We start from the raw sequence: 24574 nt of genomic DNA, 5'->3' as shown, positions 1-24574 counted from the left end.
AGCAGTATCATGACTGATATCCGCAATAAAACTACCCTCATAGCCAGCATCTTTATTAGCTTTTACCTCAGCGCCTGCGGCCAAACAGACACTTCGATTTTACCAGAAGTCGAAAAGACCAAGCGCGTACACATTACAAATGAACGCATTTTTAACGACGAAGCAAGCATTCCACCACAGTGCTATACCCGCACTGAACAAAAATACAACCCTTGTTATACCTGCCATCAACTTTATGATCGCAAAGGGGAAGATCGTCTTAACCAGCTAGACGACGGCAGCATTCAAGGTAGCTATATTTTCTCTGATATTGGCGTTACCAACCACTGGAGCAATCTTTTTGAAGACCGAAGCCAATGGCTCAAAGATGTCGATGATCAAAGTATTCGAAAATATGTTGCAACTGAAAACTACCAAAGTCTTCCAAAAATATTAAGCGATAGCGGCTGGACGGGTTTTATCCCTGATTTAACCAATTACCACAAAGGAGCCGCAGCATTCGACGCCAACGGACTCGCACTTGATGACAGTGGCTGGGTTGCTTTTAATTATAAACCGTTTCCGGGGACATTTTGGCCAACCAATGGTTCAACGGATGATGTTGTTATCCGTCTTCCAAAAAAATTTCGTGAACTAAACGGACAGTTTAATCGTGATATTTATTTTATCAACTTAACGCTTACTGAACTGAATTTAAAGAACATAGACAGCGTAAATTTTTGGAACATTGACGAAAGCGAAATCAATGCGGACTTAAATAGGGATGGCAAGCTTTCGATCATCGACACCATTACCAAAAGCAGCCATTACCTTGGCGACGCCAGCGATGAGAAAATTGAATTCCAACAGTTTCCACAAGGTACAGAGTTTATGCATTCAGTGCGTTATGTCGGCACTGATATTCAAGGAAATATTTCAATTCCGGCGAGAATGAAAGAATTACGATACATGCGAAAGGTCAATGTTTTAAATCGATACGTCATTGATAGTCGCTATGCCAACGAGCGCAAGGAGAAACTTCTAGAACAAGTGCCTAATTTCATTAAGCGCGGCGATGAGGGTCTCGATAACGGACTAGGCTGGTTTGTGCAAGGTTTTATTGAAGACTACAACGGTGATCTTCGCCCGCAATCCTACGAGGAAACTATGTTTTGCATGGGATGTCATGCAGCTATTGGTACGACCATCGACAGCACGTTTTCGATGGCTCGAAAAGTAAGTGGAGGCCAAGGTTGGGGTTACATCAATTTGCATGGCATGAAAGACGCTCCGAACTTTAATGAAGAAGGAGGAGAAATTCTAAATTATTTGCAACGTGCCGGAGGCGGAAGTGAGTTCAGAAGCAACCCTGAGATTATCGAAAAGTGGTACAAAGACGGAACTCCGGATGTAGATAAAATTCAAGCAGCAGATGTATATGCCTTAATCACGCCATCTATGCGTCGCGCATTGGATTTAAACAAGGCGTACAGCCACATTGTTCGCCACCAAAGTTTTATTAACGGACGCGATGCCACATGGAGTCCAGTGACCAATGTATATAAAGAAATTGACGAAAGCACTCCCCCTCTCGATGGAGCGCACCGAGTGTATCATTGGGATATGCGCTTAAATTGGGATTAGAACTTTAAGTGTCAATAAACCATAACAAACTACGAATAATTCCGTAACAATCCACCTCTAGATTACATGACTTAAATTTGTCCTCCCTGAACTAATAGGAATTTAAGCATGAATACTAATAAGAGCCTCTTGGCGGTAGCAATTGCATCGGCATTTTTAGTTACCGCCTGCGGCGGAGACGACGGTAAGAATGGTAAAGATGGTGTTGATGGTACTACGACCATCATCACTCAAGATGGCGCTCCTGGTTTAGCCGGCAGCAATGGTTCTAACGGTGCTGATGGTGCTGATGGTGCTGATGGTGCTGATGGTGCTGATGGTGCTGATGGTGCTGATGCGACTGTAGCACCAAAACTGATCCGTCTAGCAACCACTCCGCTAGGCTCTGAGTTAACCGGTATGTTCAATACTGACAACGGTGAATTCTTTTTCAACATTCAACATCCGAGCTCTTCACTACCTGGCGACGAAGCGAAAGCGGCCGTTGGCGCATGGGTTGGAGCGGATATCGATAATATCGATCCGCGCTTACAGTCAGTAGCGGTACCGGCCTCAGATTCTGTAGAAGCTCAGTCAACGCAAATGGCAATTGGTAGCTATCAAGCGATTGGGCGCGAAGGCGATACTTTCTCTGGTGCATTACCATTTGGGCTTGGCCATATCGTTAACGCCGCAGGTGATGCTTCGATTAAACAATCTAACAATCCAGATTTTAATGCTTTTATTCCTAACAATGCCGACGGCTCTGAAGGCTTCCTATTTACCGCTTGGGAAGATCGCCCTGGCGCAATGTCGCGTATGAGCATTGCCCGTCAAGAAGATGGTAGCTGGTCTGTAAGCGATGCCTTGAATATTGATTTCAGCTCTGTGAACGGCACCATGATTAACTGTTTCGGTACTGTCTCTCCTTGGGGCACCCCGTTAACATCTGAAGAAAACTACGAAGCCGAAAATACCGTACGGTGGAACGACACTACTTACTCAGGCGGTTATCCAAGCTATCCTGATGTGCAAAACATTCAATCCTACTTAGGCGGTACCTTTCCGAACCCATATGATTATGGCTACATTGTCGAAATAACAAACCCAACGGATGCAGCGCCAACTCCTATTAAGCACTTCACTCTTGGTCGTGTAGCTCACGAAAACCCAGTTATCATGCCTGATCGTAAAACAGTATATCTGACCGACGATGGCTCAAATAAAGGCTTCTTTAAATTCGTTGCAGACACCGCGGGGGATCTATCGTCCGGTACTTTGTATGCCGCGAAAGTTGCGCAAGACGCTACTCGCGATCACTCAAAAGCCGGTTTCGATATTACTTGGATTGAATTAGCGCACGCAACCAACGCAGAAATCGAAGCATGGGTTGATTCGTACGATTCAATCGACGAAACCGACTTCGTTGACGGTGAAACAAGTTACATCAGTGATGCTGATGTGGCGGAATGGGCAGCGGGTACGGCAGCCGATGATCGCGTCGCATTCCTTGAAACATTGCGTGCAGCTGAAGCGGTAGGTGCCACCGTTGAATTCAATAAAATGGAAGGCATTAATATCAACTATGATGGTGCGGCCAGTGGCGCTGTTCCGTTCATGTACGTTGCTATGTCTGATGTAAAAGGTGGCATGTCAGATACCAGTGGTGACATTCAAATTGAAACAAACCGGTGCGGTATCGTTTACCGTTTAGGTTTGCATTCTAACTACGATGTCAGCCGTATGGATCCAGTTGTTGTTGGTGGTGCTTATGATTCATCACTCTCAGAAAATCGTTGTTCAGTTGATAATATCGCTCAACCAGACAACCTTGTTGTGCTTGATGACGGTCGCGTGTTGATCGGTGAAGATACCGGTAATCACACCAATAACATGCTTTGGATTTATAACCCTAAAGGTGAATAATTCCTGTATAAAATAACAAAGGGGCTTCGGCCCCTTTGTTGTCTCTATGCGTTTTAATCATTAATACCTGCGCACGGCTACCACAACCCGACGATTGTCTTTGCGCTGCTGTTCTAGGCTTTCGCTTTCACCCTCCGCAACGGGCTTAGGCCGGCTATCGGCAAAACCTGACGCTTTTAAGCGCTCTTTGGCAATACCGGAGGCTAAAAGATACTTAACCACATGGGTCGCTCTTGCAGAAGACAACTCCCAGTTCGATGGGAACTGTTCGGTTGTTATCGGTACGTCATCGGTATGCCCTTCGACCTCGACCATGTGGCTGTCACCACTGACATCACGGATAACCCGACTTAACTCTTGCAATAAAGGCAGGGCATTATCTTTTAAGTCTGCGGATCCAGAATCGTAGAGCGCTACATTGGCAAATTCAATTTGCACACCACGTTGATCTAACGTAACACTGACCTGATCTTCGAGCCCATTCTCCTTCACAAAGTCGTCTAAACCGCGCTTGATATCAGTAAATGGAGTCGTTGGTTGTTGTGAGGCATTTACCTCAGCTAAGCCTTGCTGCAAAGCCTCAACCTTGCCTTGATTTAAATCGGATACGGATAAAATCATGACAAAAAATGCGAGTAATAACGTAATGGCATCCGAATAGGTAACCAGCCACGAACTCGACGAATCATCATAATTGGGGCGACGACGACGCAGGCCACGCTGTTTCGCGGCGTGATTCATTCAAGCTCCTCAATCAATGCTTTCATGCGCGCATTCGGCCTTAAATAAGCATTTAACCGATCTTGAATGTAAAGGGCGTCGCGTTTCTCAGCCAATAGAACAAAGCCCTCCATGATCAATTGATGGCGAAAGTACATGGTCTCTTGCTTTTCGGTTACCTGATTCGCTGCAGGTTTAAAAAATAGGTTAGCTAAAACCACACCATACAAGGTGGTAATTAATGCAAGTGCCAAGCCCTTACCTAATCCCGCCATATCACCATTAAGATTGTCCAGCATAATGATCAAACCAACAATGGTGCCCACCATGCCGAACCCCGGAGAATACACGGCCATAGTATTCAATACCTTAGATTCCAAGGTATGACGCTGCCAAGTAGCATCCATCTGATCGGTCAATAAAATACGGATATCATGATTTTTATAGCCAGCACCGATCATTTCTATGCCGTCGCGAACATATTCATCTTTTAAATCTGCAGGGGTTAACGACGACTCCAAAGCGGCAACGCCTCCTTGCCGATAAATCGTACTCCAATCGACAAAGCGCTGGGCAATCTCACGTAAATGCCGTTGTGAAGTCGGCGAATGCAGGAATGTCTGCATCATACTTTTTACTGCGCAGAGCACATCCATCGTCGAATAACTAATTAATGACGCGGCTAACGTACTACCCAAAACCAACGCCAAACTCGAAATACTGACGAATATTTGATAGTTACTGGTCGAGCTCATTACCGCGAAGATAAATAAACCAATACCAGCACAAAACCCAATTAAGGTACTAAAGGAAAAACGGAACACGATAGCTTACCCCTGTGAGATCTGAACCAGTTCATCCATTGAGAAACGACCAGCCCGAATAACGGCGCGCATCGCCTGTACAATATTTAAACGTGCTTGCTCTATAACTTCGGTACTATTTTCGCTTTCTGCAACTTTCAATTCTGCGATCACGCCTGCACGTAATTTTTGTGGTAAGGCGGCAAGAACATGTCGTTTAAACTCAATAGAGCTATGACATAGCGCACTCGCCAATACGCCTCGATCCAACTCGCGCAATTCGTTGGATATCACACGATCTGGAGTCCGCGCTAAATCCGCAAAGGTAAAATAGACCTGTCTCAGGCGGTAGTAGGTTTCTGGTTTTTCAGATTTCAGTGTTTTAAGCAATCGCGTTTCTTCGGTCATTGTCATGCTATCCAACATGCGAATAAGCACTGATAAGCCGTCCGCGGATATATTCTCAAAAGAAGGGACGGTCAATGAAGCACGCGCCAAGCGATCAGCCACATCTTTAAATGCTGATACAGGTAAACTTTCAAACTGACCTAATTCAAAAGCAACATTGGCCAACTCTTTTTCACTAAGACGTAAAAACATGTCGGCTGCTCGTTGCGCCGGCAACTGCGACATCACGAGCGCTTTAATGCGAGTATCTTCGTCTTTAATTAAATATAAGACCTGAGAATCATTTAACTTACTTAAAAAAGAGAATGGTGCATTATCATTATGCTCATCCGTTTGTTTGGTCAAGCGCTCGGTAAATTGCTCCATACCTTCCAGCAATTGTGACTCACTCCAATTGCCTTCTTTCAGCATGTCATCAATTTGTTGCCATTGAGTGGGCGTCACTTGCGGCGCCAAGCTAGCAAACAAGCCCTTTCCCATGGTCATTGATAAGGCGGCAACCTCAAATGCTTGTGCACTCTGCAATGCTTGCGCGACGCCCTGTTGAAAACGATGCGGCTGCGATAAGCCTTGGCTAACAAGCTTCTGTCGAGCCTCGTTAATACGATATTTAAGCTGGGCCTTTTCGTCTTCGGCATGGCTGTTCGTTGCATTATTTGTGCTATTAGCAGCGGCATTTGCATCTGTGATCAATTCGGCAGCATGCGCTAATGGACGATTATTGGCCGTTTCGCCAACGCGTAGAATACGACGCCAAAGAGCGAAGAACAGAGCAACGGTCAGTAGTGCCACCAGGAGCATGGAAGCGAGCCAAATCCATGGACCATATTGCTCCCAAAAGCTCTGCACACTGGGTTTTGGTTCTATGCGATTAAATTCTGTGCGCACAACATTTAAGGTGTCGCCACGCAATTCATTAAGTTGAGATTTTCGCGTAATTAAATTTTTGAGAAATTCCACCTGTTCATCTTTCAAGGTGTTATCAACCACTAAGGTAATCGTTAACTTCTTAATAACATTGCGATAACCAATCGTTTTTTCTGTTGCTTTGGTCGCGGGCGAGCTCTGATTTGCCGCCTCTTTTAATTGGTCTGCATACTCACTGACAGCATCGCGCTCTTGTTGTAATTTGCGCACTTGCTGCTGCAAGGTTTGCATCTGCTGTTGATTTTCCATTAACAGCGGCAGTTCGTTGACGGGCAAACCTGGTAGCTCTTCATAATCGGCGGGATTAATAGTTTCTACCGGTTGCAGTGAAATACGAGAGCCGACTTGCGGCTTACTTGGTAAATCAGGCGCTGCTTTTGCTGGAGTCCCCTCCTGCTTAACAACCGAACGTGTGCGCTCTAAAATGGCATCCACCTGAATAATAAATCGATCTTCGCCAAGATAGGCTTGGATATCGCGCCCCAAACGCGCTTCCATTTCATTTTTAAAGCGCGCTTCCTCAACTTCGTCTTTTTTAACCGGTACTTCATAGGCTTCTTCTGCCTGAAGTAAGCTGCTAATAAACAGTAGTGGCAATACTAAGAGAGATTTCGATAATACTTTCATCACCATCTCCTCAGCGTAATCGCGCTAAACTGGCTTTAACTTGATCCAACTCTGGATCTAGACGTAAAGCCTCTTCCCAGCTGGTACGTGCTTCGGCAACCAAGCCCATTTTATAGTAGATACTGCCTTTTAATGCGTGGGCTTGAGCTGAATCAGGAACTTTATCCAACGCTGCATTGGTTTCATCTAAGGCATCCCAATACTGCTTTTTATAAAATAGGCTTTGAGCATTGAGAATGTGCTTAGTCATTCCTTCAATACTGGCGATTTTACGCGCTTGCGCATCTTCAATTTCATTGGCTGCCGCGCCTTGTTCTGCCAGCGCTTTGTCCTCAGCACTCTGTTCAGCATCATCGCTTATAAGAGGATCACCCGAGGCTTTTTCTTCATTACTGGATGGTAAATCCATAACAAACTTCACATCGCTATCGCCGGCATCCAAGGTCAGTAGGATATCGTAGCCTTCGCCATAGCGATGAATATGCATCAGTCCATGTTGTTTTTTTGCCTGTTCGGCTACTTTTTGCAAGGTAATTTCTTCTGATTCAGGAGCGGCTTTCGTTTCTTCCGTCCATTCAGAATTGCCATAGCCTTTGAGCATGCGATTTGATCGTTCGTAACTGCAACCTGATAAACAACTAACCAGTGCGATCGCAGAAATGAGTAGCGTTAAATTCTTCATAGTCATTCCTAAAACCGTAAACCAAGGGTTAAATCGTAGCTGGCACCACCAAATTTACCGGTACGTTCATAGTCAGCAACATCCAACCAACGTGCATCACCTTCAGGCATGTAAACCACGCCATAATCAACAAAGCCGTCTTTAAAGAAAGGAAATTCAAAACCAAAACGGAACACCAATGAGTTAGTATCGTTATAAAATGATTGGCCTATTCCCATGTAAACTTTGGTATCGAGTAGCGAATCCATTGCAGGAATATCAGCAATAATCCGCCCCTCTAAGTTGATACCTGACACGTCGAAATAGTCGGTATTAGAGAAGTTTTTGAAGTACTCAAGTGCTAGCGTGTACTCAATGCTGTCGTCTAAACTCGTGGTCTCGCGTCGACGAATACCAAATACTGTCATGCCTTTTACATCTTCGGTCGCGTTAGTAACCGAATTATCGCGCTCTGCACTGATACCCCAGGCACCTACAGTAAATTCATAAGTAACACTGTCAAAACCTTCGGTTTCTTGCTCTAGCGTCGTCTTCTTGGAATATTCTTTTATCCACAATAATTTATTATCGCGTGCATCTACCATGCGTAAATTAATGGTGAATTTATTTTCATGCACAGAGGCATTCCAAAACATAAATGCGTCTGCACGTACTTGTTTGCCTAACTTACGTAGCGATTGGTTGTCTTCCGCAGGATGAGATATCTCTAACTTATCGGCTTTCATCGCCACTTGAGTAGTTCGGCATTCTAAACACTGAATAACTTCAAAACGTTCACTATCCATCATGCGATGCATCAGTTTATTTTCGATCATCAAATGCACTTGCTTCGGAATTTGACGATGTAAGCGATCACCATTGTGATACAAAGCAACGCGACGAATATTTGGATCTAGATCAATTAAATCCTCTAAAACAAGCGTTTGATCATCGTCCAACAACTGCTCAAAGCCGGTATACAAGCTGGAGGGAGCTACTTCGGCATCTAGTGCTGGAACATTATCTTGGGCATTTGCCGCAGCTATAAAAGTTGCGAATAACGCCGTTAGAAATAGTCGAAAGTTCATGCAATTTCCTTTCTTCAGGAATCCACGGGGGCTTTGCAGAGCATAGTTGATATTTCAAAGCTGACGGTTCCGAGGGTCAGTTATAACCTTTTATTAAACAACCGTTTCTCAATTAAAAGAGAAATCTCATAATGCAACGTCAAAAAGTGATCGGTATTAACCCGAGGTGGGAAGAGTTTTGATTAAAATGCAGACAAAAATTCGCCGTTTTTCTGACGAGAGCGGAGGGGCGTCAGCTAGAAGTCGTTACTAAGAATGAACAGCGCCAGAGAAATAATTATTTGTTTCGGATAGTAACAATGACGAAATTCCTGATATCAAATTCGAATAAGCCATTGTATTGGATGAGCCTATCTTACAGGTGGCTCATAAAGTGTTAAATAATGCGTCGCTGGCACGAGCTAGATCGACGTCGGAAGTGCTAATACCTCCAACATCGTGCGACCACCAGAAAATATCTAAACGACCCCACTGTACGTTGAGCTGCGGATGATGATTGGCGGATTCAGCCAGCTCGCCAATGCGATTAGCAAACGTCAGAGCCGCCATAAAGTTTTTAAACGGATAAGAACGAGTAAGGCTTTGTGCCTCGTCTATCAACTGAGTATGCCATTGCGACAGTTCACTCAGCGCTTGCCGTAATTCTTGATCTGATAACCTTCTACGCATCTCAAATTCCTTCTGACGCTAAGCCTAGATATTTTCAGTGAGCCATTAATAAAGCATAAAAAAGGAGCCGAAGCTCCTTTCTTGTCGTTACTGATTCAACCTAGTGCTGAATTAGTTAACTTCCGTTGCATTGATACGAGCAAACCACTCTTGTGGACCCGTCTTATGCACAGACTCACCTTTAGTATCGACAGCTACGGTTACTGGCATGTCTTCTACATCAAATTCGTAGATAGCCTCCATTCCCAGATCCGCAAAACCAACAACTTCTGCGCCTTTAATCGCTTGGGATACTAAATATGCAGCACCACCAACAGCCATCAAATAAACCGCTTCGTTATCTTTAATCGCTTCGATAGCAATGTCACCGCGTTCCGATTTACCAATCATGCCCAGCAAGCCAGTTTTCTCAAGAACGGTGCGGGTGAACTTATCCATACGTGTTGCCGTCGTTGGACCTGCAGGACCAACGACTTCTTCGCGCACAGGATCAACGGGGCCGACGTAGTATATAAAGCGCCCTTTCAGATCAACCGGCAACTCTTCACCACGAGCAATCATCTCAACCATGCGCTTGTGTGCCGCATCACGGCCAGTCAGCATCTTGCCTGATAGCAAAATAGTTTCGCCTGTTTTCCAATCTTTAACGTCTTCTGGCGTCACTGTGTTCAAGTCAACACGACGAACGCTATCACCGACTTCCCAGCTAATTTCTGGCCAGTCTTCTAGCTTTGGTGCTTTCAACTGCGCAGGACCGGATCCATCCAATACGAAATGCGTATGGCGAGTCGCAGCACAGTTAGGAATAATCGCCACAGGTTTGTTCGCAGCGTGTGTTGGGAAGTCAGCCACCTTGATATCGAGAACTGTAGTTAAACCGCCCAAACCTTGAGCACCGATACCTAGCTTGTTAACTTTTTCGTATAGCTCTAAACGCAATTCTTCAGCGCGATTCTGCGCGCCGCGCGCTTGCAACTCTTGAATATTCACTGGCTCAAGCAACGCTTCTTTCGCCAACATCATGGCTTTCTCAGCAGTACCACCGATGCCTATGCCTAGCATACCCGGAGGACACCAGCCCGCACCCATTTTGGGCACTTGCTCTAATACCCAATCAACAATGGAATCCGATGGATTCAACATCGCAAACTTCGATTTAGCTTCAGAGCCACCGCCTTTTGCCGCAACATGCACATCCACTGTATTACCCGGAACCAGTTTCATGTGAATAATCGCAGGCGTGTTGTCCTTAGTGTTGGCCCGCTTACCATCGGGATCGGCCAATACAGAGGCGCGAAGCACGTTATCGGGATGTGTGTAAGCGCGACGAACGCCTTCATTACACATATCTTCGACACTCATGTCGCCTTCAAATTTAACGTCCATACCAATCGTTAAAAACACAGTAACAATACCGGTATCCTGACAAATAGGACGCTTACCCATCGCACACATGCGCGAGTTAATCAGAATTTGAGCCATCGCATCTTTCGCGGCTTTCGATTCTTCACGCTCGTATGCAGCATGAACTGCATCAATAAAATCTTTTGGATGGTAGTACGAAATGTACTGCAGCGCGTCTGCAACGCTCTGGATCAGGTCTTCTTGCTTGATCACAGTCATGATGGGCTCTCTCTCAAAGGCTTATGGGCGTAGTAGTGAATATATAAAAAAGCGCTTCACGTTAGCCAATGGCAATGGATGGGCGTAAAAACGCCCACATCAGTGGGCGTCAGTCTGGTCTGTATTGTAGCGCAAGCGGTGACAGTCTAAAACGTCCACATGCATTGTTCGCAAATTAGAATGGCCACCATTCTTCTTGCTCTGAACGAGGCTTGGCTTTCAAACCTTCCGGCGCATCAATGCCACCTTTCGCTGGAGTTGGAGCATTTGAGCTCGATTCACGCTTAGAGCTATTAGTACTGGCATCAGCCATATCACTTAGATCTCGTTCTTTACGACCGTTTTGCGTAATTAAATCACGACCATGATGAATCATTTTAGTGTCTTCCATTTCCTTCATTGCTAAGGAATGGGGAACTAGCTGTAATGGTCCATCTCCAGTCGTCAGGCCGTTATCGCCGACAATCACGTTCACAGGATCTATTTCGGAGTAACGTAGGTAATACACCTTGCCAGCTTCCACTTGAAAATCGAAATCTGAATACTTAGCGAAAACAAAATCACCTATACCTTCTAAGCCGAATATTCCGCGCCGTACGACGATGTCGTAGGTGCCAGGCTCCATTTCGTACCAAGTGTAACCGCCGCCCTTGAAGTTAAATAGACGCTCGTTGTTGACGTTAAAACTAGGGGCTTCAACTTCATCCATAGCCCAGACACTAATAGGACGATAGATATATACCAATGCGGTATTTTCATAATCCCAACGGTAACCCACAGATTTATAGTAATGACCCTTAGGGCCAAACAGCCATTTAGGGTACGACCCAAAATTATCACCAATTGATTGATGAAAATTAGTGCAACCTGTCATCGCCACTACGCTGGCAAAGATGGTTACAGGGATCAAGAAACTACGAGACAGTGTTTTTATCATTATTATCTTCCGCCTATTTGGCATTCGGTCTTTATACTGTTTAAGAATAACCGAGTTTTGTTCTTACTCACATGAATGTATCAGACCTGTGAAGCAGTGCTCTATTGTTACCGTTGAACGACTTCGATGCAATCGGTAAAGTAGGACATAAAGTGTACACAAAGTGATCTTTGATCTATAATGACACACTTGTAAAAAATAACAAAAACAAACAAAAAAGGGGTTGTTGTAATGATGCGCTGTCTATCCCGCGTTACCTTGCTGACCACTGGTCTGCTGTTATCTGTATCGGCATTGTCATACGACGATGCTGCCAAGGCTTACTACTCCCCGCAATTGGACGAGGCAGTTGATGCCGCCAAACACTCTCCTAGTCAGACTGAGTATGTTGGACATGCTTGGTATAATCGTACTACATCGAAAAGTTTTCCATTACCAAAGCTACTCAATACTGAAATGGAAGAGTTAGTAATCGAAGGTGCCATGGGACCAACGGCTGCCGGTGAAGCAGCTACAATAGAGGCTCAAAAGCCTGTAAGAGATACGGCACTAGGACGCCAAATAACAGAAGAAGATGTTACAGATACCGAGCAAGGCACCAGCCCGAAAGAAGATAATGATGTACCGCAGAAGAAAGTAACTTTACTTCGTGATGTTACTTACAAAAGCGAAAATTACGAACTACGCGTGAAAGATGCTCGCTCGACCGTTGGTATTTCTACACAAATTCGCCGCTAACTAGGGCTGCCACATGAGTAGAAAAATAACATTCTCTTTGCTGTTGTGTGTATTCTCGAATCTAGCATTCGCCGACACACTGTATCCGGGCGATAAAGATGATTATTATTCTGATGATCTTGAAGCTGCGGTCACTGAAGCAAAGCAACGTACCCATCATTATGACTACAGCAATACTTTGCGCTACAACCGCACGACATCACAAAGTATTGAGATACCACGATTACTGAACCAAGATCTCGCTTATACTGCAATTGAAACGCCGGCACTCGCGCCAACGGCTGCATCAGCAGAATCATTAGGTGTCGAACAAACCGTCGATCCATTATTAAGTAATAAAGAGACACGCGTGCTAACGACAGTGCAGGAACCTAAGGTAGCACTACCGAATATTGGAAATGCCCCCGTTCTTGCACCTCCGGTTACCGTGACGGTGCGATAAAAACTTTTCATATCTCAAAAAAATGGCCGACTAGTCGGCCATTTTTTCGCGTAACATTTGCCGAGCTTTCTCACCTAACGCCAGTAATAGACGGTCTCTTTTCCAAGATACAGCAGAATCGCCAACGATCTGATCTCCAGCAATCATCATTTCTCGATACAAATCATCGACGAGCTGTAGAGTGTCTATGCTGTATCCTTGAGTATTATTTGAAAATTCAGATTGAATCTTTTGAATAGCGTCACTGAAATCGAGTGATACGTCGCTCTCTTGCATAATTAGCTGGCGCACTATCCAACCCGCAAAAGCCAATCCAACACACACATCCTCCCAATAGCGAAATGGACGATTAATATTAGCGTGTGCATCGGTAAATATGACTGCCGCCTTGACGTCAACTGCCTCTAACGCAATAGCTGAATGCTGAGCGTCTGGAACAAATGGCTGTGGTTTTTGATTGGGGATAATTCGTATGCCGTCACTGTTTGCAGCGACCTTAAGAGCAACAATATCGTCGTCACGCTTAGCTAATATATATAGCCAGTCCATGCCTTGGCCAATCATCAGCGCATGTGACTTAACACCTGATAGCCAACCTCGCTCATGATCCAAACGAGTTGTCATCGACGACAATGATTTCAATCCTTTCTCGGAAACGCAAAGCGCGCCCCACTGCTCGGCCTCTAACAAAGGATCTACAAAACGTATTGCAGCTTGATAACCACAAAAGAAGGCTGTCGATGGCGTATCGCTACGCAAGCCTGAAGAAAACGCAGCGCTCGCTGGGCCAACACTGCGTAGTAATCGTCCATAAGTTAGTCTGAGGGTAAAGGGTGATTTCTGTAGCGACAATTCCGGTTGCTTAAGAGTGATCATCCATCCCTCAGGCCACATCATGGGGCAGTACCACCAAGAGCATTTTGAATACGATCAAGACGAATTTGAATATCTTCTATTTCAAGCTTCATCCCACCGATATCACCCGATGTTCCCGCCTTGCGCATTTTTTCGACCGTTGCGTTCAAGCCAGCTAATGTTGTTTCAACCGTTTGCACAGCTTCTTTATTTTGCGCGATGGCTAATTCAGCTTCAGCAGGTAATGAACTAGCCGCAATCTCAACGCGATCAAGACGTTGACGAACGGCAGCGATTGCGACGTTAGCATCTGAAATTGATTTCGCAGCAGCATCAACAGTTGTCTGCATTTGCGCCTGCGATTTCTTCAAGCTATCAACACCTGAGCGCGCGATGGATACACTCTTAGTGTTATCTTCAATCGCAGACTTATTACGTTTATTAGCGACATCCCACAGTTTACGAATTTCTTGGTCGTGCTCACGTAACAAAGACTTTAAAGCGTCTACGGATAAATCTGCATTTTCGCCGGTTACTGACAGCTTCTCATTCAATGAGTCAATATTTACAGCCTGATCACGAATAACAGCCTGCGCATCACTTAATGCCGCTTGAGTTTCCTGCAATTGAGTAAATAAGAAACCAGCTCCCCCCACTGCGACTAAACCAATAACCAAAGCAGCAATAGCCAAAGTTTGATTCGCCTTCGGCGCTGGAGCAACTACCGCTCGTTGCGGGTTGGTTGTTCGTGCAGCACGCTGTGCGGCCTGACGACGGGCCTGTTGTTGACGCAATGCACTATCATCAGCGGATGCCGTCATTTTAGGCACCACTGGTGGTTGCTCTTTATCCATGATAATTCCTCTAATTTGCAGCTCGTGCGAACGACTGAATCTAATCGCATCAGTATAACAATATTATGATTAAGTACTGCTTTTGTTTATTTTTCAACCATATAGCTAATAAAGCTTAAGCAAGTTATACCTGCATTGACGCCATTGTTCAGCTCTTTTTCAGATGAACGGTGTCAGATTTATGTTCGTATGCATTAATCACGGTAATCAACCGCGTCGATAGCCGCCCTAGTAGCGAAAACACTAGGAATAACCCTATGTTTTACGTGAATAGCACGCTGTAGCAACTGAGTGCTATTATTCACAATCCGTTTTATGGATGTGGCATTTGTACTTTCAATTGCAATTCTGCCCTTGAAATCCGCTACTTTGCCCCCATTTCGGAAGGATATGCACCCCAGAGTGCGACCAAGCAACCTGACTCAGCACTAGAATGGAGACACACCATGGCGTTTGAACTTCCTGCTCTACCGTACGAAAAAACTGCTCTAGAACCTCATATTTCTGCAGAAACATTAGATTTTCACCACGGTAAGCATCACAACACTTACGTTCAAAAGTTGAACGGCTTAATCGGTGGTACTGAATTCGAAGGTAAAACCCTAGAAGAAATCATCAAGACTTCATCTGGTGGTGTTTTCAATAACGCTGCTCAGATCTGGAACCACACTTTCTACTGGAATAGCCTAAGCCCTAACGGTGGTGGCGAGCCTACTGGCGCAATTGCCGACGCAATTACCGCTGCGTTCGGATCTTTTGCTGATTTCCAAGCTAAATTCAACGACAGCGCAGTGAACAACTTTGGTTCAAGCTGGACTTGGTTAGTTAAGAAAGCAGATGGTTCTTTAGACATCGTAAACACGTCAAACGCTGCAACCCCTATCACCGAAGAAGGTGTTACACCGTTGTTGACTGTTGATTTGTGGGAACACGCTTACTACATCGATTACCGCAACGTGCGTCCTGATTACCTGAAAGGTTTCTGGGCACTGGTTAACTGGGACTTCGCGAACGCTAACTTCGCTTAATAATTCCAGTTTGATAAAAAAGGGAAGCTCAGCTTCCCTTTTTTACATCCACATAAAAGACCCTCAAATATGAGCACCCAGCCTTTTAAATTACTACTTGCCTCAAGCTCACCTTATCGCCGAGAACTCTTAAGCCGATTACGCATTCCCTTTGAATGCGCCTCACCAGATATTGACGAATCGCAGCAAGCAGACGAGACACCTGAGCAATACGTCGGTCGCTTAGCCTCAGAAAAAGCTCAAGCATTACGCCAACAATATCCTCATCATTGGATTATTGGCAGCGATCAGGCCTGCGTGCTAAATGGTGTAGCTGTCAGTAAACCGGGCAACCGAGAAACAGCGATCAGGCAGTTAAAACAAGCTTCAGGAAACAAAATTCGTTTTCATACAGGGTTAGCTCTATTCAACGCCAACACCGGAGAATCATGGAGTTTAGTCGAGCCCTTTGATGTCTGTTTTCGCCAGCTGAGTAGCGACGAAATTGAGCATTATGTAGATATAGAAAAGCCGTATGACTGTGCTGGTAGTTTTAAAGCAGAAGGGTTAGGAATTGCGCTGTTTACTGCACTAGAAGGTCGCGATAGCAATGCCTTGATAGGGCTACCACTGATTGGTTTAGTCGATTTATTTAAACAAGCAGGAATAGATGTCCTGCAATTAGCGGCGGCTCAATAGCCTATTGAGCCACCGCAACAGCATTCTTCGATTCGCTTACTTCTCGCGAATTGGCAATCCTTTAAATAGATTGTTAATTTCAGCATCGATACTATCAACGCCTAATTTTTCAGACACCGTAAACTCCCAAATACCGTTGAATTTATCTTGAGTTAATTCACGGGCACCTGTAGAGCTACTAACGATCGTTGGACGCAAGAACACCATTAAATTGCTTTTAACTGTGCTGGTCGATTTAGAGCGGAACAACCAGCCAATTAATGGAATATCGCCCAATAACGGCACCTTGCTCACCACTTCTCTAACATCATCGCGAATTAAACCACCTAGCACTATGGTTTCTTTATCCGCCGATAAAATCATTGTTTTAATCGAACGCTTGTTAGTGATCAAGTCGGCGCTACCATCAACACTGGTCTGGGCGACAGATTCTGCAGTAGCCTCTACTTCGAGACGAATCGCTTCACCATCATGAATATGTGGTTTCACTTTCAGCGTAATACCAACATCTTCACGAGTAATCGTAGTAAACGGATTGGCGTTACTACTTGATGCTGTTGAACCGGTACGGAAAGGAACGTTTTGACCAACAATGATTTCCGCTTCTTGGTTGTCCAACGTCATGATACTTGGTGTCGATAAAAGATTAGTCGCGGTATTGCTTTGCAATGCCTGAATCACCACTCCAAAATCAACTTCGCCGTTAATTTCACTATAACCGCCTAAAGTTAAACCGCTACCGACGGCAGAACCGACATCGCCGGTCGCAACACTTGTGGCAATAGACGATAACGATGGGCCAGCATTACTGAAGTTAGTACCGCCAACAGGCGCATCTAGATTGCCCGTAGCCCATTGCACACCTAACGCAGCACTGTTATCACCAGTCACTTCAACAATCGCAGACTCAATGAGTACTTGAGCACGACGCACATCTAACGATGCCACCAGTTCTTGCACTTCCTTCATCAAGGATGGTTCAGCTCGAACAACCAGCGCATTCAAGTCTTCATCAGCATAAATAGCGGCTTGGCCTTTCGCTTGATTTTCATCTTTGCCAGTCGATGTATCGGCCATTAAGGCTTTCAACATTTCCGCCAGCTTAGTAGCGTCGGCGTAATGCAAACGAATAACTTGAGCACTACCACTAAAATACGAAGGCTGATCAAGCTGCTCAATTAGCTGACGAATACGTTCACGCGCAGTTTTCTCGCCTTTAATAATTAAACGATTACTACGCTCGTCAGCTACAACACGAATACTGCCAGAGGTATTGTCGGTATTATTGGCATTGCCTTGGGAGACTTTAGCTGGATCTAAGCTCTGTAGCATGGTCACTACGTTGCCAACCCATGCTTCCTTAAGCTGAATAACTTCAAGCTCTTCACTACCGGATTTATCCAGACGGTCAATAATTTGTTCAATACGACGAATATTGACGGCGTGATCAGAGATAATTAGCGCATTCGACGATTTCACCCCAGCCAAATGCCCATACTTGGCTACTAACGGGCGTAAGATTGGCACAAGATCAAGCGCTGGCGTGTTCTTAATCATAATGACTTTGGTCAACAGCTCTTGGCTTCCAATACCGGCTTTTTCGTCCAAATCGCGACCATTTTGCTTCACATCATTTTGCTGCACGATAAGAATCACATCACCAGCAGGTACTGCAGCAAAGCCATGCAGTTGTAGTACTGACAAAAACAACTCATATACACCGTGACTGTTCATAGCTTCACTGGTGATAACGTTAACCTTACCTTTTACCCGCGGATCAACCACAAAGCTTTTGCCCGTAATATCGGCAACTTGACTAATAAATGCGCCGATATCTGCATCCTTCAGATTGATCTGCCAGCTTTCCTGCGCCTGAATCGGGCTTACTACACTAATCAGTAGCAATACCGCCAAAACCCATTGTTTCAACACACTTAATTCCTTAATCCAAAACTCTGATTGACCATAAAGCGACTATTTCCGCGCTGTACTTCTATTTGAGCCGAACCTTCACTCATCACTTGCTCTAATAAGCTTGAGTCACTTGAAGCATCGCCCAATGGCTGTCCATTAACAGACAACACTATATCCCCAGGCTTTAGATCAACCTGCGTCAGTATTGACCCGGCCGTTACCTTATAACCACTACCCGATCCCTGAGACTCTAACCCTAAACCGCTCAACATCTCTTCAGGATCTTGCTGTGCGGCTTCACTAGCGACCATCATAAAATCTTGTGTACTGCGTACTCGACTAAAACGTTCGCGCAAGGATTTAGCCCGATCGTCGGTATCTGGCCGTTCATTGCGCTCTGGCGTCTGACTAGCAACACCAATACCGGCACTGGATACCTCATCGAACTTCAATGTTTCGAGCTTTCCTGCCGTGTCTAAGATCACTTTATCTTTATACACTGCAGCTAAGCGCGTACGACCTTCAACCACATCACCAATACGATAAAAATCTCCACCACTGCCTTTACGCGCAATGATGGCACTCGATTCCTCTTCTACCGAGGATTGAGTCGCGCCCAATAAGGACAGGCGCAAGCGAGTATCAGGGGCATCGACAGCCTTAACTTCAACGACTTCAGCAACGCCGACTTCACCAAATACATGATACGAGCCGGCGCCCGCACTTTCGAAACTTGTACGATTCGATCCACCTTTCGTTGGTGCCTTGAGGTACAGCGGCTCAGGGGCAATAATCAGCCACACCAAAAGCGCCATCAACCAGGCCAACAGAAGCGTTAATACGATCTTACCAAAGCGCACCGTTAAGCGCTGCCAAGGTTTTATATCTGCTGCTTGTTCCATCAAAGGAAACTACCCCAAAAACAAAGGACTCAGGTTATAGAATCTTATGGGACACTTCAAAAATAACCGTGTCCTCCGTCGCCTGTTTATCCGGCCATTGCTGACCAACCAAATCCACGGCGCGTTTACGCATTGATGCACCACCCCAGCCATCTGCCTGTAAAAATACGCGAGCAATATCTTTACCTTCAGGTGTTTTAACATTCATAACAGCGGTATCGTCTTCCATACCCATCTCACCAATAAGCATTGGCAAAAGCGCATCGACCTGATTGCGCTGTACGGGAAATTGCACGTTGCCACCGCTGTATATAAGACGCCCAGTCAAGCTCAGAACTTGTTTGCTGACTAAATCAAACTCACCATTCAACTGTGACAACTCGGCGTCACCCTTTACAGACACTCGCATACTTTTCAGTGCCTTAGCCGCAACTTGGCTATCTAGGTAACCCGACACGTCGGTCAATATGATAGAAGAAGGTGTCATCGTCGCCAGATCTATAGTCACAGCGGCATCACCATGCAAGCGTACGCGTTCGTTATCGACACTTAAGTTCAGTTCAGGCTGAGCACTTAACAACGACAATGGGCTTAAGCGCCAAGTGACTTGCACAGGACCAACCTCTGGAGCGTCCGCGATCAAACGTCCGTGCCAAAGTGTGCCTGTAGGATTCTGAATACGGATAGGCATGCGGCCCAATGCCGGTTCAGCATACTGCCAAATAAAATGGAGCGGTGTATTCACCACTAGAACAATAAGAAAGGTCAGGATGCCCAGTAACAAGTACCAGCGAGCAGCCCAGATGGATTGCAACATGTTTAATTAATGATTCCGTGTCGAAGACTGCGGCCCATTCTACGCATAAGGGCGGCAAAGTTTAATGGGTGATTGTGACAGTCATGTAAAATGACGTCATCCTGCTGATCGCGCCATTGCGTCAATAAAAGCACAACTATTGTTCCTCAAGATGGATTTAGCAGCTCAGACCTCACTCGCGTTAATCATATCGGGCAAATTTCTTAAGCCAGAAATCAACTTTTCTTTTTCAGTTCGCGATAAACGTTTCACCGCAAATTCACACTTCAAAGCCGCACTTCGACTACCAATATAGCGCTGAAACTCTAGGACCAAAGGGCCGCGTCCACGCAGTGATTTAGCGGCTTTCACCCCACTACCAGAATGTTCACGAAAACGCCGCTCGACATCCGTCGTGACACCACAGTATAAGCTACCAGAAGCGGTGCGAATCAGATACAGACTCCATCCTTCTGGTCCGGTTCCTTTTGCTCCGGTGTCGGTAGCTAACAACACCCCCTTAGACTCCGCTGCCACTTTTATCCTTGCCGTAACTCAGAAAAGCCGTATCGTACCTAGAGTAACCCCGAAAGCCAGCGCCGTTACACTTTTATGCAAAGGCTCTCACACATTCTTTTACCCAATAAGATGTCACCATGCATTCAGTTTTTCGCGATCCTATCAGTGGCTTAACCCATTTAATCGGCGCGCTTTTCGCCATTGTTGCCCTCTGTATATTAGCCGTTCAGGCTGCAACATACGGCGGAGTTTGGCATATGGTGTCGTTCTCGATATTTGGCGCTACTTTATTTTTAATGTTCGCCAGCAGCGCACTGTATCATCTATTGCATGCGCCCGATCACATCATCGTCTGGCTCAAGCGCCTAGATCACATGGCCATATTTCTGCTAATCGCTGGAAGCTATACCCCCTTCTGCCTTATCCCATTGCATGGTCCCGTCGGCTGGGGTTTATTTTCAGCCGTTTGGGCATTGGCTTTGGCGGGCGTATTTCTAAAACTGTTTTGGCTCAGCGCACCACGCTGGCTTTCTACAGTGGTGTACGTTTCGATGGGCTGGTTAATTGTGTTTGCTATCGAACCTGCGATAGACACAATTCCTGTTGGAGCTTTATGGTGGTTACTCTATGGAGGACTTGCATACACCGTAGGGGCGATAGTGTACGCCACCAAAAAACCAGACCCGTGGCCGCGCTGGTTTGGCTTTCATGAAATTTGGCATCTATTTGTGATGGCAGGTGCTTTTTGCCACTTTTGGGCAATCGCCTTCTATTTAGCGGATGTAAAGGTAGCTTAATGGACACGATCACAACGGGCTTATTCATTGGCCGAGGCGTCACGATTCCTTGGAGCGAGCTGGAGATACGAGCCGTACGAGCTCAGGGAGCTGGCGGTCAAAACGTCAACAAAGTATCAAGCGCGATCCATTTGCGCTTTTCTGTGCCGAACTCCTCGATTCCACCTAGCTGGAAGGAGCGTTTATTGGCAACCGCCGATCAACGCCTGACCCAAGATGGTGTATTAATCATTAAGGCTCAGCAATTTCGCACCCAAGAACAAAACCGCGAAGATGCTATTGCACGCTTACGACAGGTATTGCTAGCCGCTAGCACTGTGCCTAAACCACGCATGGCAACTAGGCCGACACTCGCATCCAAAAAACGTCGGGTAGAGAGTAAGGTTAAACGTGGTCAAATAAAGGCATTGCGAGGCAAGGTTGATTAGCCAGTAGCACTGGCGCGACGATGCTTGCGGATTTTGTCGTACGCGGTTTGAATTTCCTGCGTCTTTTCTTTCGCCAAGCGCATCATAGATTCGGGCAAGCCCTTAGCTATTAACTTATCAGGATGATGTTCACTCATCAGTCGACGATACGCTTTCTTCAATTCAGCATCCGCGACAGAGGACTTGACCCCTAGAATGGCATAAGCGTCATTCAATTCAGATGTCTTATTCGTACGAGGCGCTTGTTGACGACCGCCAGCTCGCCCCTGCGATTGCTGACTGCGCGCACCCGCACGAACTCGATTGTGAATCCATTCAAATTGAAATGCGCCAACGCCTAAAGCTTTGCAAATTTGCGAGAATAATTGCTTCTCATCACGACTCAACTGGCCATCGGCATATGCAACGCTGAGTTGAATTTCAACAAACATCTGAATTAAATCATCACGATCACGGCATGCTGCACTGAGTGATTTTAGATCTGGGGCTAAGTCGTAATTCGTGCCCTTGCCTTCCGTGAACAATCCAATGGCTTTTTGGCGCTGATCTCCCGTCAACCCCATTTGATCCATAATGGCTGTTGCTGCGGCGATTTCTCGCTCACTAACCCGGCCATCAGCTTTGGCAATACATCCCATCACACGAAAAACAGTCGCAAAGTAGACTTCTTGCACGCGGGCGTTTTGCTTACTTGAACCTTTGCTGTCTTTGAATGGCCCTCGTTCCGGACTTCCCTGCGTCCACTCGGACTCTTGCTTACCCAGTAGATTCTTTGAAATTGTTTGATCAAATAAGTGCCCAGCAAAAGCACCGATCAATAAACCAAACGGGCCACCACTAAACAATCCAATCACAGCACCAGTAAGCTTGCCGAACCAAAAGTTCATCGCGTCGCCTCAGCCAATAGAAGCTGCTCAAGATCGTATAAACGCTGTGGCGTTCCAACATCTACCCATCGAGCCTGCATATGTTTACCGCGAATTCGTTGATGTGTCATTGCATTACGCAACATTGGGGCCAATGGATGCGCACCCGCTATAAAACCTTGCCAAAGTTCAGGGCGTAATAAACTCATGCCGCTGAAGGTGTAACCCGTCGTATCCGGTTGAGATAAAACTAAGCCTTCCTTCGTCAACCCGAAATCACCGTTCGGATTATGATCCGGATTATCCACCAGCCATAAAAAACCCAAATCACTGTGAGCGAGCTCAATAGAGAGAGCTCGTTCGTAACCCCAATCAGTCCAGACATCGCCATTCACTAACAAGAATGGCTCGGCGCCAAGTAAAGGTAACGCCTGATAGACACCGCCCGCTGTTTCTAATGCTTCTACTTCGCCAGAATACTGAATACTGCAACCGAAGCTAGAACCATCACCTAACGCCCGCTCTATTTGTTCACCCAACCAAGCATGATTAATCACAATATCGGTAATCCCCGCCGCGACGAGTTTTTCGATGTGATGCACAATGAGTGGCTTACCAGCTAACGGCAATAAAGGTTTAGGGCAAGCATCCGTCAACGGCGCCATACGAGTACCTCGTCCAGCCGCTAGAATCATGGCTTTCATGACTCACTACATCCCAATTCAAATTGCTCCAGCGCCGGCATAAAGCGCATAACTAACCACTGATGAAATGGGACCAAGTGCGGATCATGGGCACTAACATCGAGTAGGTATTGGCAAGTATTAGGAATACTGGCTAAGTAACCATTTTTGCCATCGCGCAGATTCAAACGCGCAAAAATACCCGCGGCTTTCAAATGCCGCTGCAATCCCATCGCATCAAAAGCTTGGCGGAAGTCCGACCAATCACTATGCCAAATACCTAAGCGTCGTGCGTGTTGCCAATAGTAACTCGCCAATTCATCAACCCACTCGGCAGGCCAACGCACATAACAATCACGCAGCAAAGACACCAAATCATAAGTCGCAGGCCCAGCAACAGCATCCTGAAAATCAATCACAGCGATACGCTGATCGCTATCCAACATTAAATTTCGCGAATGGTAATCACGATGCACTGTTACTATAGGTTGGGCCAACGCTAACTCTGCTAAGTAAGCAAAGGCATCATCAAGTAATTTTCTTTCATCTGCAGTCAATGCCATCGCCAATTGCTGATCGCAGAGCCAATCAGGAAACAACGCCATCTCTTGCAATAATAATGCATTGTCATAGGGCGGTAATTGCGTGCAAGACAAAGCCTGAATACGCAGCAACTCGTCAATGGCTTGCTGATAATGATGCAAAACAGAAGTACGGTTAGCCTCTTCAGAATGAAGAACCGGCCATAATATTTGATCACCAAAATCCTGTAGCAACATAAAACCTTGCACAAAATCATGGGCAATCACCTTAGGAACGTGAACGCCACGTTTGAACCAATCTTCGGCAATGCGCACAAAACGTGGGTTATCTTCTTTGTCGGCAGGCGCGTCTACTGCAATCCAACTGTGATCTAGCCAACGCAACCGAAAGTAACGACGAAAGCTGGCATCACCTGATACCATCTCTAATTCTGCTGGTATTTCAAAACCTGTTTGCTGGCGAATTATCGCCGTTGCCCAGTGCGCGAGTGCGTCCCGCCGCTGATCCATGCTGGCCTCTCAGTGTCAGTCGTTCTAGAAT

The 24574-nt window shown here is 45.8% G+C and carries 25 protein-coding genes; 8 read left to right on the top strand and 17 right to left on the bottom strand.

Features of this window, described 5'->3' with window-relative positions:
• The first annotated feature begins 9 nt into the window (after positions 1–9).
• Together TOL_RS03040 and TOL_RS19375 are read left to right on the top strand one after the other, a co-directional pair.
• Positions 10–1623 carry a hypothetical protein gene (locus tag TOL_RS03040; RefSeq protein ID WP_015485802.1) on the top strand — a complete coding sequence of 538 codons (1614 nt, stop codon included), beginning with the start codon at positions 10–12 and terminating at the stop codon, positions 1621–1623.
• Positions 1624–1731: 108 nt separating this feature from the next.
• Entirely contained in the window at positions 1732–3528 is a 1797-nt protein-coding gene (locus TOL_RS19375; protein WP_015485801.1) for a PhoX family protein, read from the top strand.
• Between the two features lie 60 nt (positions 3529–3588).
• Here TOL_RS19375 and TOL_RS03030 read toward each other — a convergent pair whose 3' ends face one another.
• The 8 genes from TOL_RS03030 to TOL_RS18105 form a co-directional block, all read right to left on the bottom strand.
• The gene (locus TOL_RS03030) at positions 3589–4269 is read right to left on the bottom strand and encodes an OmpA/MotB family protein (RefSeq protein WP_015485800.1); all 681 of its coding nucleotides are present in this window, start codon (positions 4267–4269) and stop codon (positions 3589–3591) included.
• Positions 4266–5072: a motility protein A gene (locus tag TOL_RS03025; RefSeq protein ID WP_015485799.1), complete on the bottom strand. Its 807-nt coding sequence runs from the start codon at positions 5070–5072 to the stop codon at positions 4266–4268. Before TOL_RS03025 ends, TOL_RS03030 begins: the two co-directional genes overlap by 4 nt.
• Positions 5073–5078: 6 nt before the next feature.
• The gene (locus TOL_RS03020; protein WP_015485798.1) at positions 5079–7013 is read right to left on the bottom strand and encodes a FliG C-terminal domain-containing protein; all 1935 of its coding nucleotides are present in this window, start codon (positions 7011–7013) and stop codon (positions 5079–5081) included.
• 10 nt (positions 7014–7023) lie between these two features.
• The gene (locus tag TOL_RS03015) at positions 7024–7695 is read right to left on the bottom strand and encodes a tetratricopeptide repeat protein (RefSeq protein WP_015485797.1); all 672 of its coding nucleotides are present in this window, start codon (positions 7693–7695) and stop codon (positions 7024–7026) included.
• An 8-nt stretch (positions 7696–7703) separates the two neighbouring features.
• Positions 7704–8762: a hypothetical protein gene (locus TOL_RS03010; protein ID WP_015485796.1), complete on the bottom strand. Its 1059-nt coding sequence runs from the start codon at positions 8760–8762 to the stop codon at positions 7704–7706.
• Positions 8763–9128: 366 nt separating this feature from the next.
• Positions 9129–9431, bottom strand: coding sequence for a 4a-hydroxytetrahydrobiopterin dehydratase (locus TOL_RS03005; protein ID WP_015485795.1), 303 nt, complete (start codon positions 9429–9431; stop codon positions 9129–9131).
• Between the two features lie 111 nt (positions 9432–9542).
• Entirely contained in the window at positions 9543–11054 is a 1512-nt protein-coding gene (locus TOL_RS03000) for a fumarate hydratase (RefSeq protein WP_015485794.1), read from the bottom strand.
• 175 nt (positions 11055–11229) lie between these two features.
• Complete coding sequence (locus tag TOL_RS18105; RefSeq protein WP_015485793.1) at positions 11230–11991, bottom strand: DUF2846 domain-containing protein; 762 nt, start codon at positions 11989–11991, stop codon at positions 11230–11232.
• A gap of 231 nt (positions 11992–12222) precedes the next feature.
• On the opposite strand from TOL_RS18105, the gene TOL_RS02990 reads away from it, so the two are divergent.
• Together TOL_RS02990 and TOL_RS02985 are read left to right on the top strand one after the other, a co-directional pair.
• Positions 12223–12729: a hypothetical protein gene (locus TOL_RS02990; protein ID WP_015485792.1), complete on the top strand. Its 507-nt coding sequence runs from the start codon at positions 12223–12225 to the stop codon at positions 12727–12729.
• 13 nt (positions 12730–12742) lie between these two features.
• Positions 12743–13171 carry a hypothetical protein gene (locus tag TOL_RS02985; RefSeq protein WP_015485791.1) on the top strand — a complete coding sequence of 143 codons (429 nt, stop codon included), beginning with the start codon at positions 12743–12745 and terminating at the stop codon, positions 13169–13171.
• Positions 13172–13201: 30 nt separating this feature from the next.
• Here TOL_RS02985 and TOL_RS02980 read toward each other — a convergent pair whose 3' ends face one another.
• Positions 13202–14068, bottom strand: coding sequence for a hypothetical protein (locus TOL_RS02980; protein WP_015485790.1), 867 nt, complete (start codon positions 14066–14068; stop codon positions 13202–13204).
• Entirely contained in the window at positions 14065–14880 is an 816-nt protein-coding gene (locus TOL_RS02975; RefSeq protein ID WP_015485789.1) for a hypothetical protein, read from the bottom strand. Before TOL_RS02975 ends, TOL_RS02980 begins: the two co-directional genes overlap by 4 nt.
• A 446-nt stretch (positions 14881–15326) precedes the next feature.
• Here TOL_RS02975 and sodB point away from each other — a divergent pair, with 446 nt between their 5' ends.
• Positions 15327–15908 (top strand): superoxide dismutase [Fe], encoded by a 582-nt coding sequence (sodB, locus tag TOL_RS02970; protein ID WP_015485787.1) that lies wholly within the window; start codon positions 15327–15329, stop codon positions 15906–15908.
• 69 nt (positions 15909–15977) lie between these two features.
• Positions 15978–16586, top strand: a complete 609-nt coding sequence (locus TOL_RS02965; RefSeq protein ID WP_015485786.1) for a Maf family protein — start codon at positions 15978–15980, stop codon at positions 16584–16586.
• A gap of 36 nt (positions 16587–16622) precedes the next feature.
• Here the strand turns inward: TOL_RS02965 and gspD are convergent, their stop codons facing one another.
• From gspD to TOL_RS02945, 4 genes are all read right to left on the bottom strand, one after another.
• Positions 16623–18518: a type II secretion system secretin GspD gene (gene gspD / locus TOL_RS02960; RefSeq protein WP_015485785.1), complete on the bottom strand. Its 1896-nt coding sequence runs from the start codon at positions 18516–18518 to the stop codon at positions 16623–16625.
• A 2-nt stretch (positions 18519–18520) separates the two neighbouring features.
• A complete protein-coding gene (locus TOL_RS02955; RefSeq protein WP_015485784.1) occupies positions 18521–19402 on the bottom strand; it encodes a type II secretion system protein N in 882 nt (293 codons plus the stop codon).
• A 34-nt stretch (positions 19403–19436) separates the two neighbouring features.
• On the bottom strand, positions 19437–20219 hold the full coding sequence (gene gspN / locus TOL_RS02950) for a type II secretion system protein N (RefSeq protein WP_015485783.1): 783 nt from the start codon (positions 20217–20219) through the stop codon (positions 19437–19439).
• A gap of 165 nt (positions 20220–20384) precedes the next feature.
• Positions 20385–20735, bottom strand: coding sequence for a GIY-YIG nuclease family protein (locus TOL_RS02945; protein ID WP_015485782.1), 351 nt, complete (start codon positions 20733–20735; stop codon positions 20385–20387).
• A gap of 119 nt (positions 20736–20854) precedes the next feature.
• On the opposite strand from TOL_RS02945, the gene trhA reads away from it, so the two are divergent.
• Positions 20855–21514 carry a PAQR family membrane homeostasis protein TrhA gene (gene trhA / locus TOL_RS02940; protein WP_015485781.1) on the top strand — a complete coding sequence of 220 codons (660 nt, stop codon included), beginning with the start codon at positions 20855–20857 and terminating at the stop codon, positions 21512–21514.
• Positions 21514–21942 carry an alternative ribosome rescue aminoacyl-tRNA hydrolase ArfB gene (gene arfB / locus TOL_RS02935; protein WP_015485780.1) on the top strand — a complete coding sequence of 143 codons (429 nt, stop codon included), beginning with the start codon at positions 21514–21516 and terminating at the stop codon, positions 21940–21942. Before trhA ends, arfB begins: the two co-directional genes overlap by 1 nt.
• Here the strand turns inward: arfB and djlA are convergent.
• The 3 genes from djlA to TOL_RS02920 are packed head-to-tail and all read right to left on the bottom strand — an operon-like array spanning position 21939 to position 24543.
• A complete protein-coding gene (gene djlA / locus TOL_RS02930) occupies positions 21939–22829 on the bottom strand; it encodes a co-chaperone DjlA (RefSeq protein ID WP_015485779.1) in 891 nt (296 codons plus the stop codon). The two genes, arfB and djlA, sit on opposite strands and share 4 nt — an antisense overlap.
• Entirely contained in the window at positions 22826–23512 is a 687-nt protein-coding gene (gene murU / locus TOL_RS02925; RefSeq protein WP_015485778.1) for an N-acetylmuramate alpha-1-phosphate uridylyltransferase MurU, read from the bottom strand. The genes djlA and murU overlap by 4 nt, the downstream gene beginning before the upstream one ends.
• Positions 23509–24543, bottom strand: a complete 1035-nt coding sequence (locus tag TOL_RS02920; protein WP_015485777.1) for an aminoglycoside phosphotransferase family protein — start codon at positions 24541–24543, stop codon at positions 23509–23511. Before TOL_RS02920 ends, murU begins: the two co-directional genes overlap by 4 nt.
• Positions 24544–24574 lie beyond the last annotated feature (31 nt).

This window comes from Thalassolituus oleivorans MIL-1 (genome assembly GCF_000355675.1).
Lineage (GTDB): Bacteria > Pseudomonadota > Gammaproteobacteria > Pseudomonadales > Oceanobacteraceae > Thalassolituus > Thalassolituus oleivorans.
The sequence above is the reverse complement of the archived record's forward strand: the minus strand, read 5'-3'. Positions and strand labels throughout refer to the sequence as shown.

Excerpts from the sequence above, each read along its gene's own strand:
- TOL_RS02980 (WP_015485790.1), bottom strand. The coding sequence starts at position 14,068 with ATGATGTGGCCTGAGGGATGGATGATCACTCTTAAGCAACCGGAATTG.
- TOL_RS02975 (WP_015485789.1), bottom strand. The coding sequence starts at position 14,880 with ATGGATAAAGAGCAACCACCAGTGGTGCCTAAAATGACGGCATCCGCT.
- TOL_RS03010 (WP_015485796.1), bottom strand. The coding sequence starts at position 8,762 with ATGAACTTTCGACTATTTCTAACGGCGTTATTCGCAACTTTTATAGCT.
- arfB (WP_015485780.1), top strand. The coding sequence starts at position 21,514 with ATGGACACGATCACAACGGGCTTATTCATTGGCCGAGGCGTCACGATT.
- djlA (WP_015485779.1), bottom strand. The coding sequence starts at position 22,829 with ATGAACTTTTGGTTCGGCAAGCTTACTGGTGCTGTGATTGGATTGTTT.
- gspN (WP_015485783.1), bottom strand. The coding sequence starts at position 20,219 with ATGTTGCAATCCATCTGGGCTGCTCGCTGGTACTTGTTACTGGGCATC.
- TOL_RS19375 (WP_015485801.1), top strand. The coding sequence starts at position 1,732 with ATGAATACTAATAAGAGCCTCTTGGCGGTAGCAATTGCATCGGCATTT.
- TOL_RS03020 (WP_015485798.1), bottom strand. The coding sequence starts at position 7,013 with ATGAAAGTATTATCGAAATCTCTCTTAGTATTGCCACTACTGTTTATT.
- murU (WP_015485778.1), bottom strand. The coding sequence starts at position 23,512 with ATGAAAGCCATGATTCTAGCGGCTGGACGAGGTACTCGTATGGCGCCG.
- TOL_RS03040 (WP_015485802.1), top strand. The coding sequence starts at position 10 with ATGACTGATATCCGCAATAAAACTACCCTCATAGCCAGCATCTTTATT.
- TOL_RS02955 (WP_015485784.1), bottom strand. The coding sequence starts at position 19,402 with ATGGAACAAGCAGCAGATATAAAACCTTGGCAGCGCTTAACGGTGCGC.
- trhA (WP_015485781.1), top strand. The coding sequence starts at position 20,855 with ATGCATTCAGTTTTTCGCGATCCTATCAGTGGCTTAACCCATTTAATC.
- TOL_RS03015 (WP_015485797.1), bottom strand. The coding sequence starts at position 7,695 with ATGAAGAATTTAACGCTACTCATTTCTGCGATCGCACTGGTTAGTTGT.
- TOL_RS02985 (WP_015485791.1), top strand. The coding sequence starts at position 12,743 with ATGAGTAGAAAAATAACATTCTCTTTGCTGTTGTGTGTATTCTCGAAT.
- TOL_RS03005 (WP_015485795.1), bottom strand. The coding sequence starts at position 9,431 with ATGCGTAGAAGGTTATCAGATCAAGAATTACGGCAAGCGCTGAGTGAA.
- TOL_RS03000 (WP_015485794.1), bottom strand. The coding sequence starts at position 11,054 with ATGACTGTGATCAAGCAAGAAGACCTGATCCAGAGCGTTGCAGACGCG.
- sodB (WP_015485787.1), top strand. The coding sequence starts at position 15,327 with ATGGCGTTTGAACTTCCTGCTCTACCGTACGAAAAAACTGCTCTAGAA.
- TOL_RS02965 (WP_015485786.1), top strand. The coding sequence starts at position 15,978 with ATGAGCACCCAGCCTTTTAAATTACTACTTGCCTCAAGCTCACCTTAT.
- TOL_RS02920 (WP_015485777.1), bottom strand. The coding sequence starts at position 24,543 with ATGGATCAGCGGCGGGACGCACTCGCGCACTGGGCAACGGCGATAATT.
- TOL_RS18105 (WP_015485793.1), bottom strand. The coding sequence starts at position 11,991 with ATGATAAAAACACTGTCTCGTAGTTTCTTGATCCCTGTAACCATCTTT.
- TOL_RS03030 (WP_015485800.1), bottom strand. The coding sequence starts at position 4,269 with ATGAATCACGCCGCGAAACAGCGTGGCCTGCGTCGTCGTCGCCCCAAT.
- TOL_RS02990 (WP_015485792.1), top strand. The coding sequence starts at position 12,223 with ATGATGCGCTGTCTATCCCGCGTTACCTTGCTGACCACTGGTCTGCTG.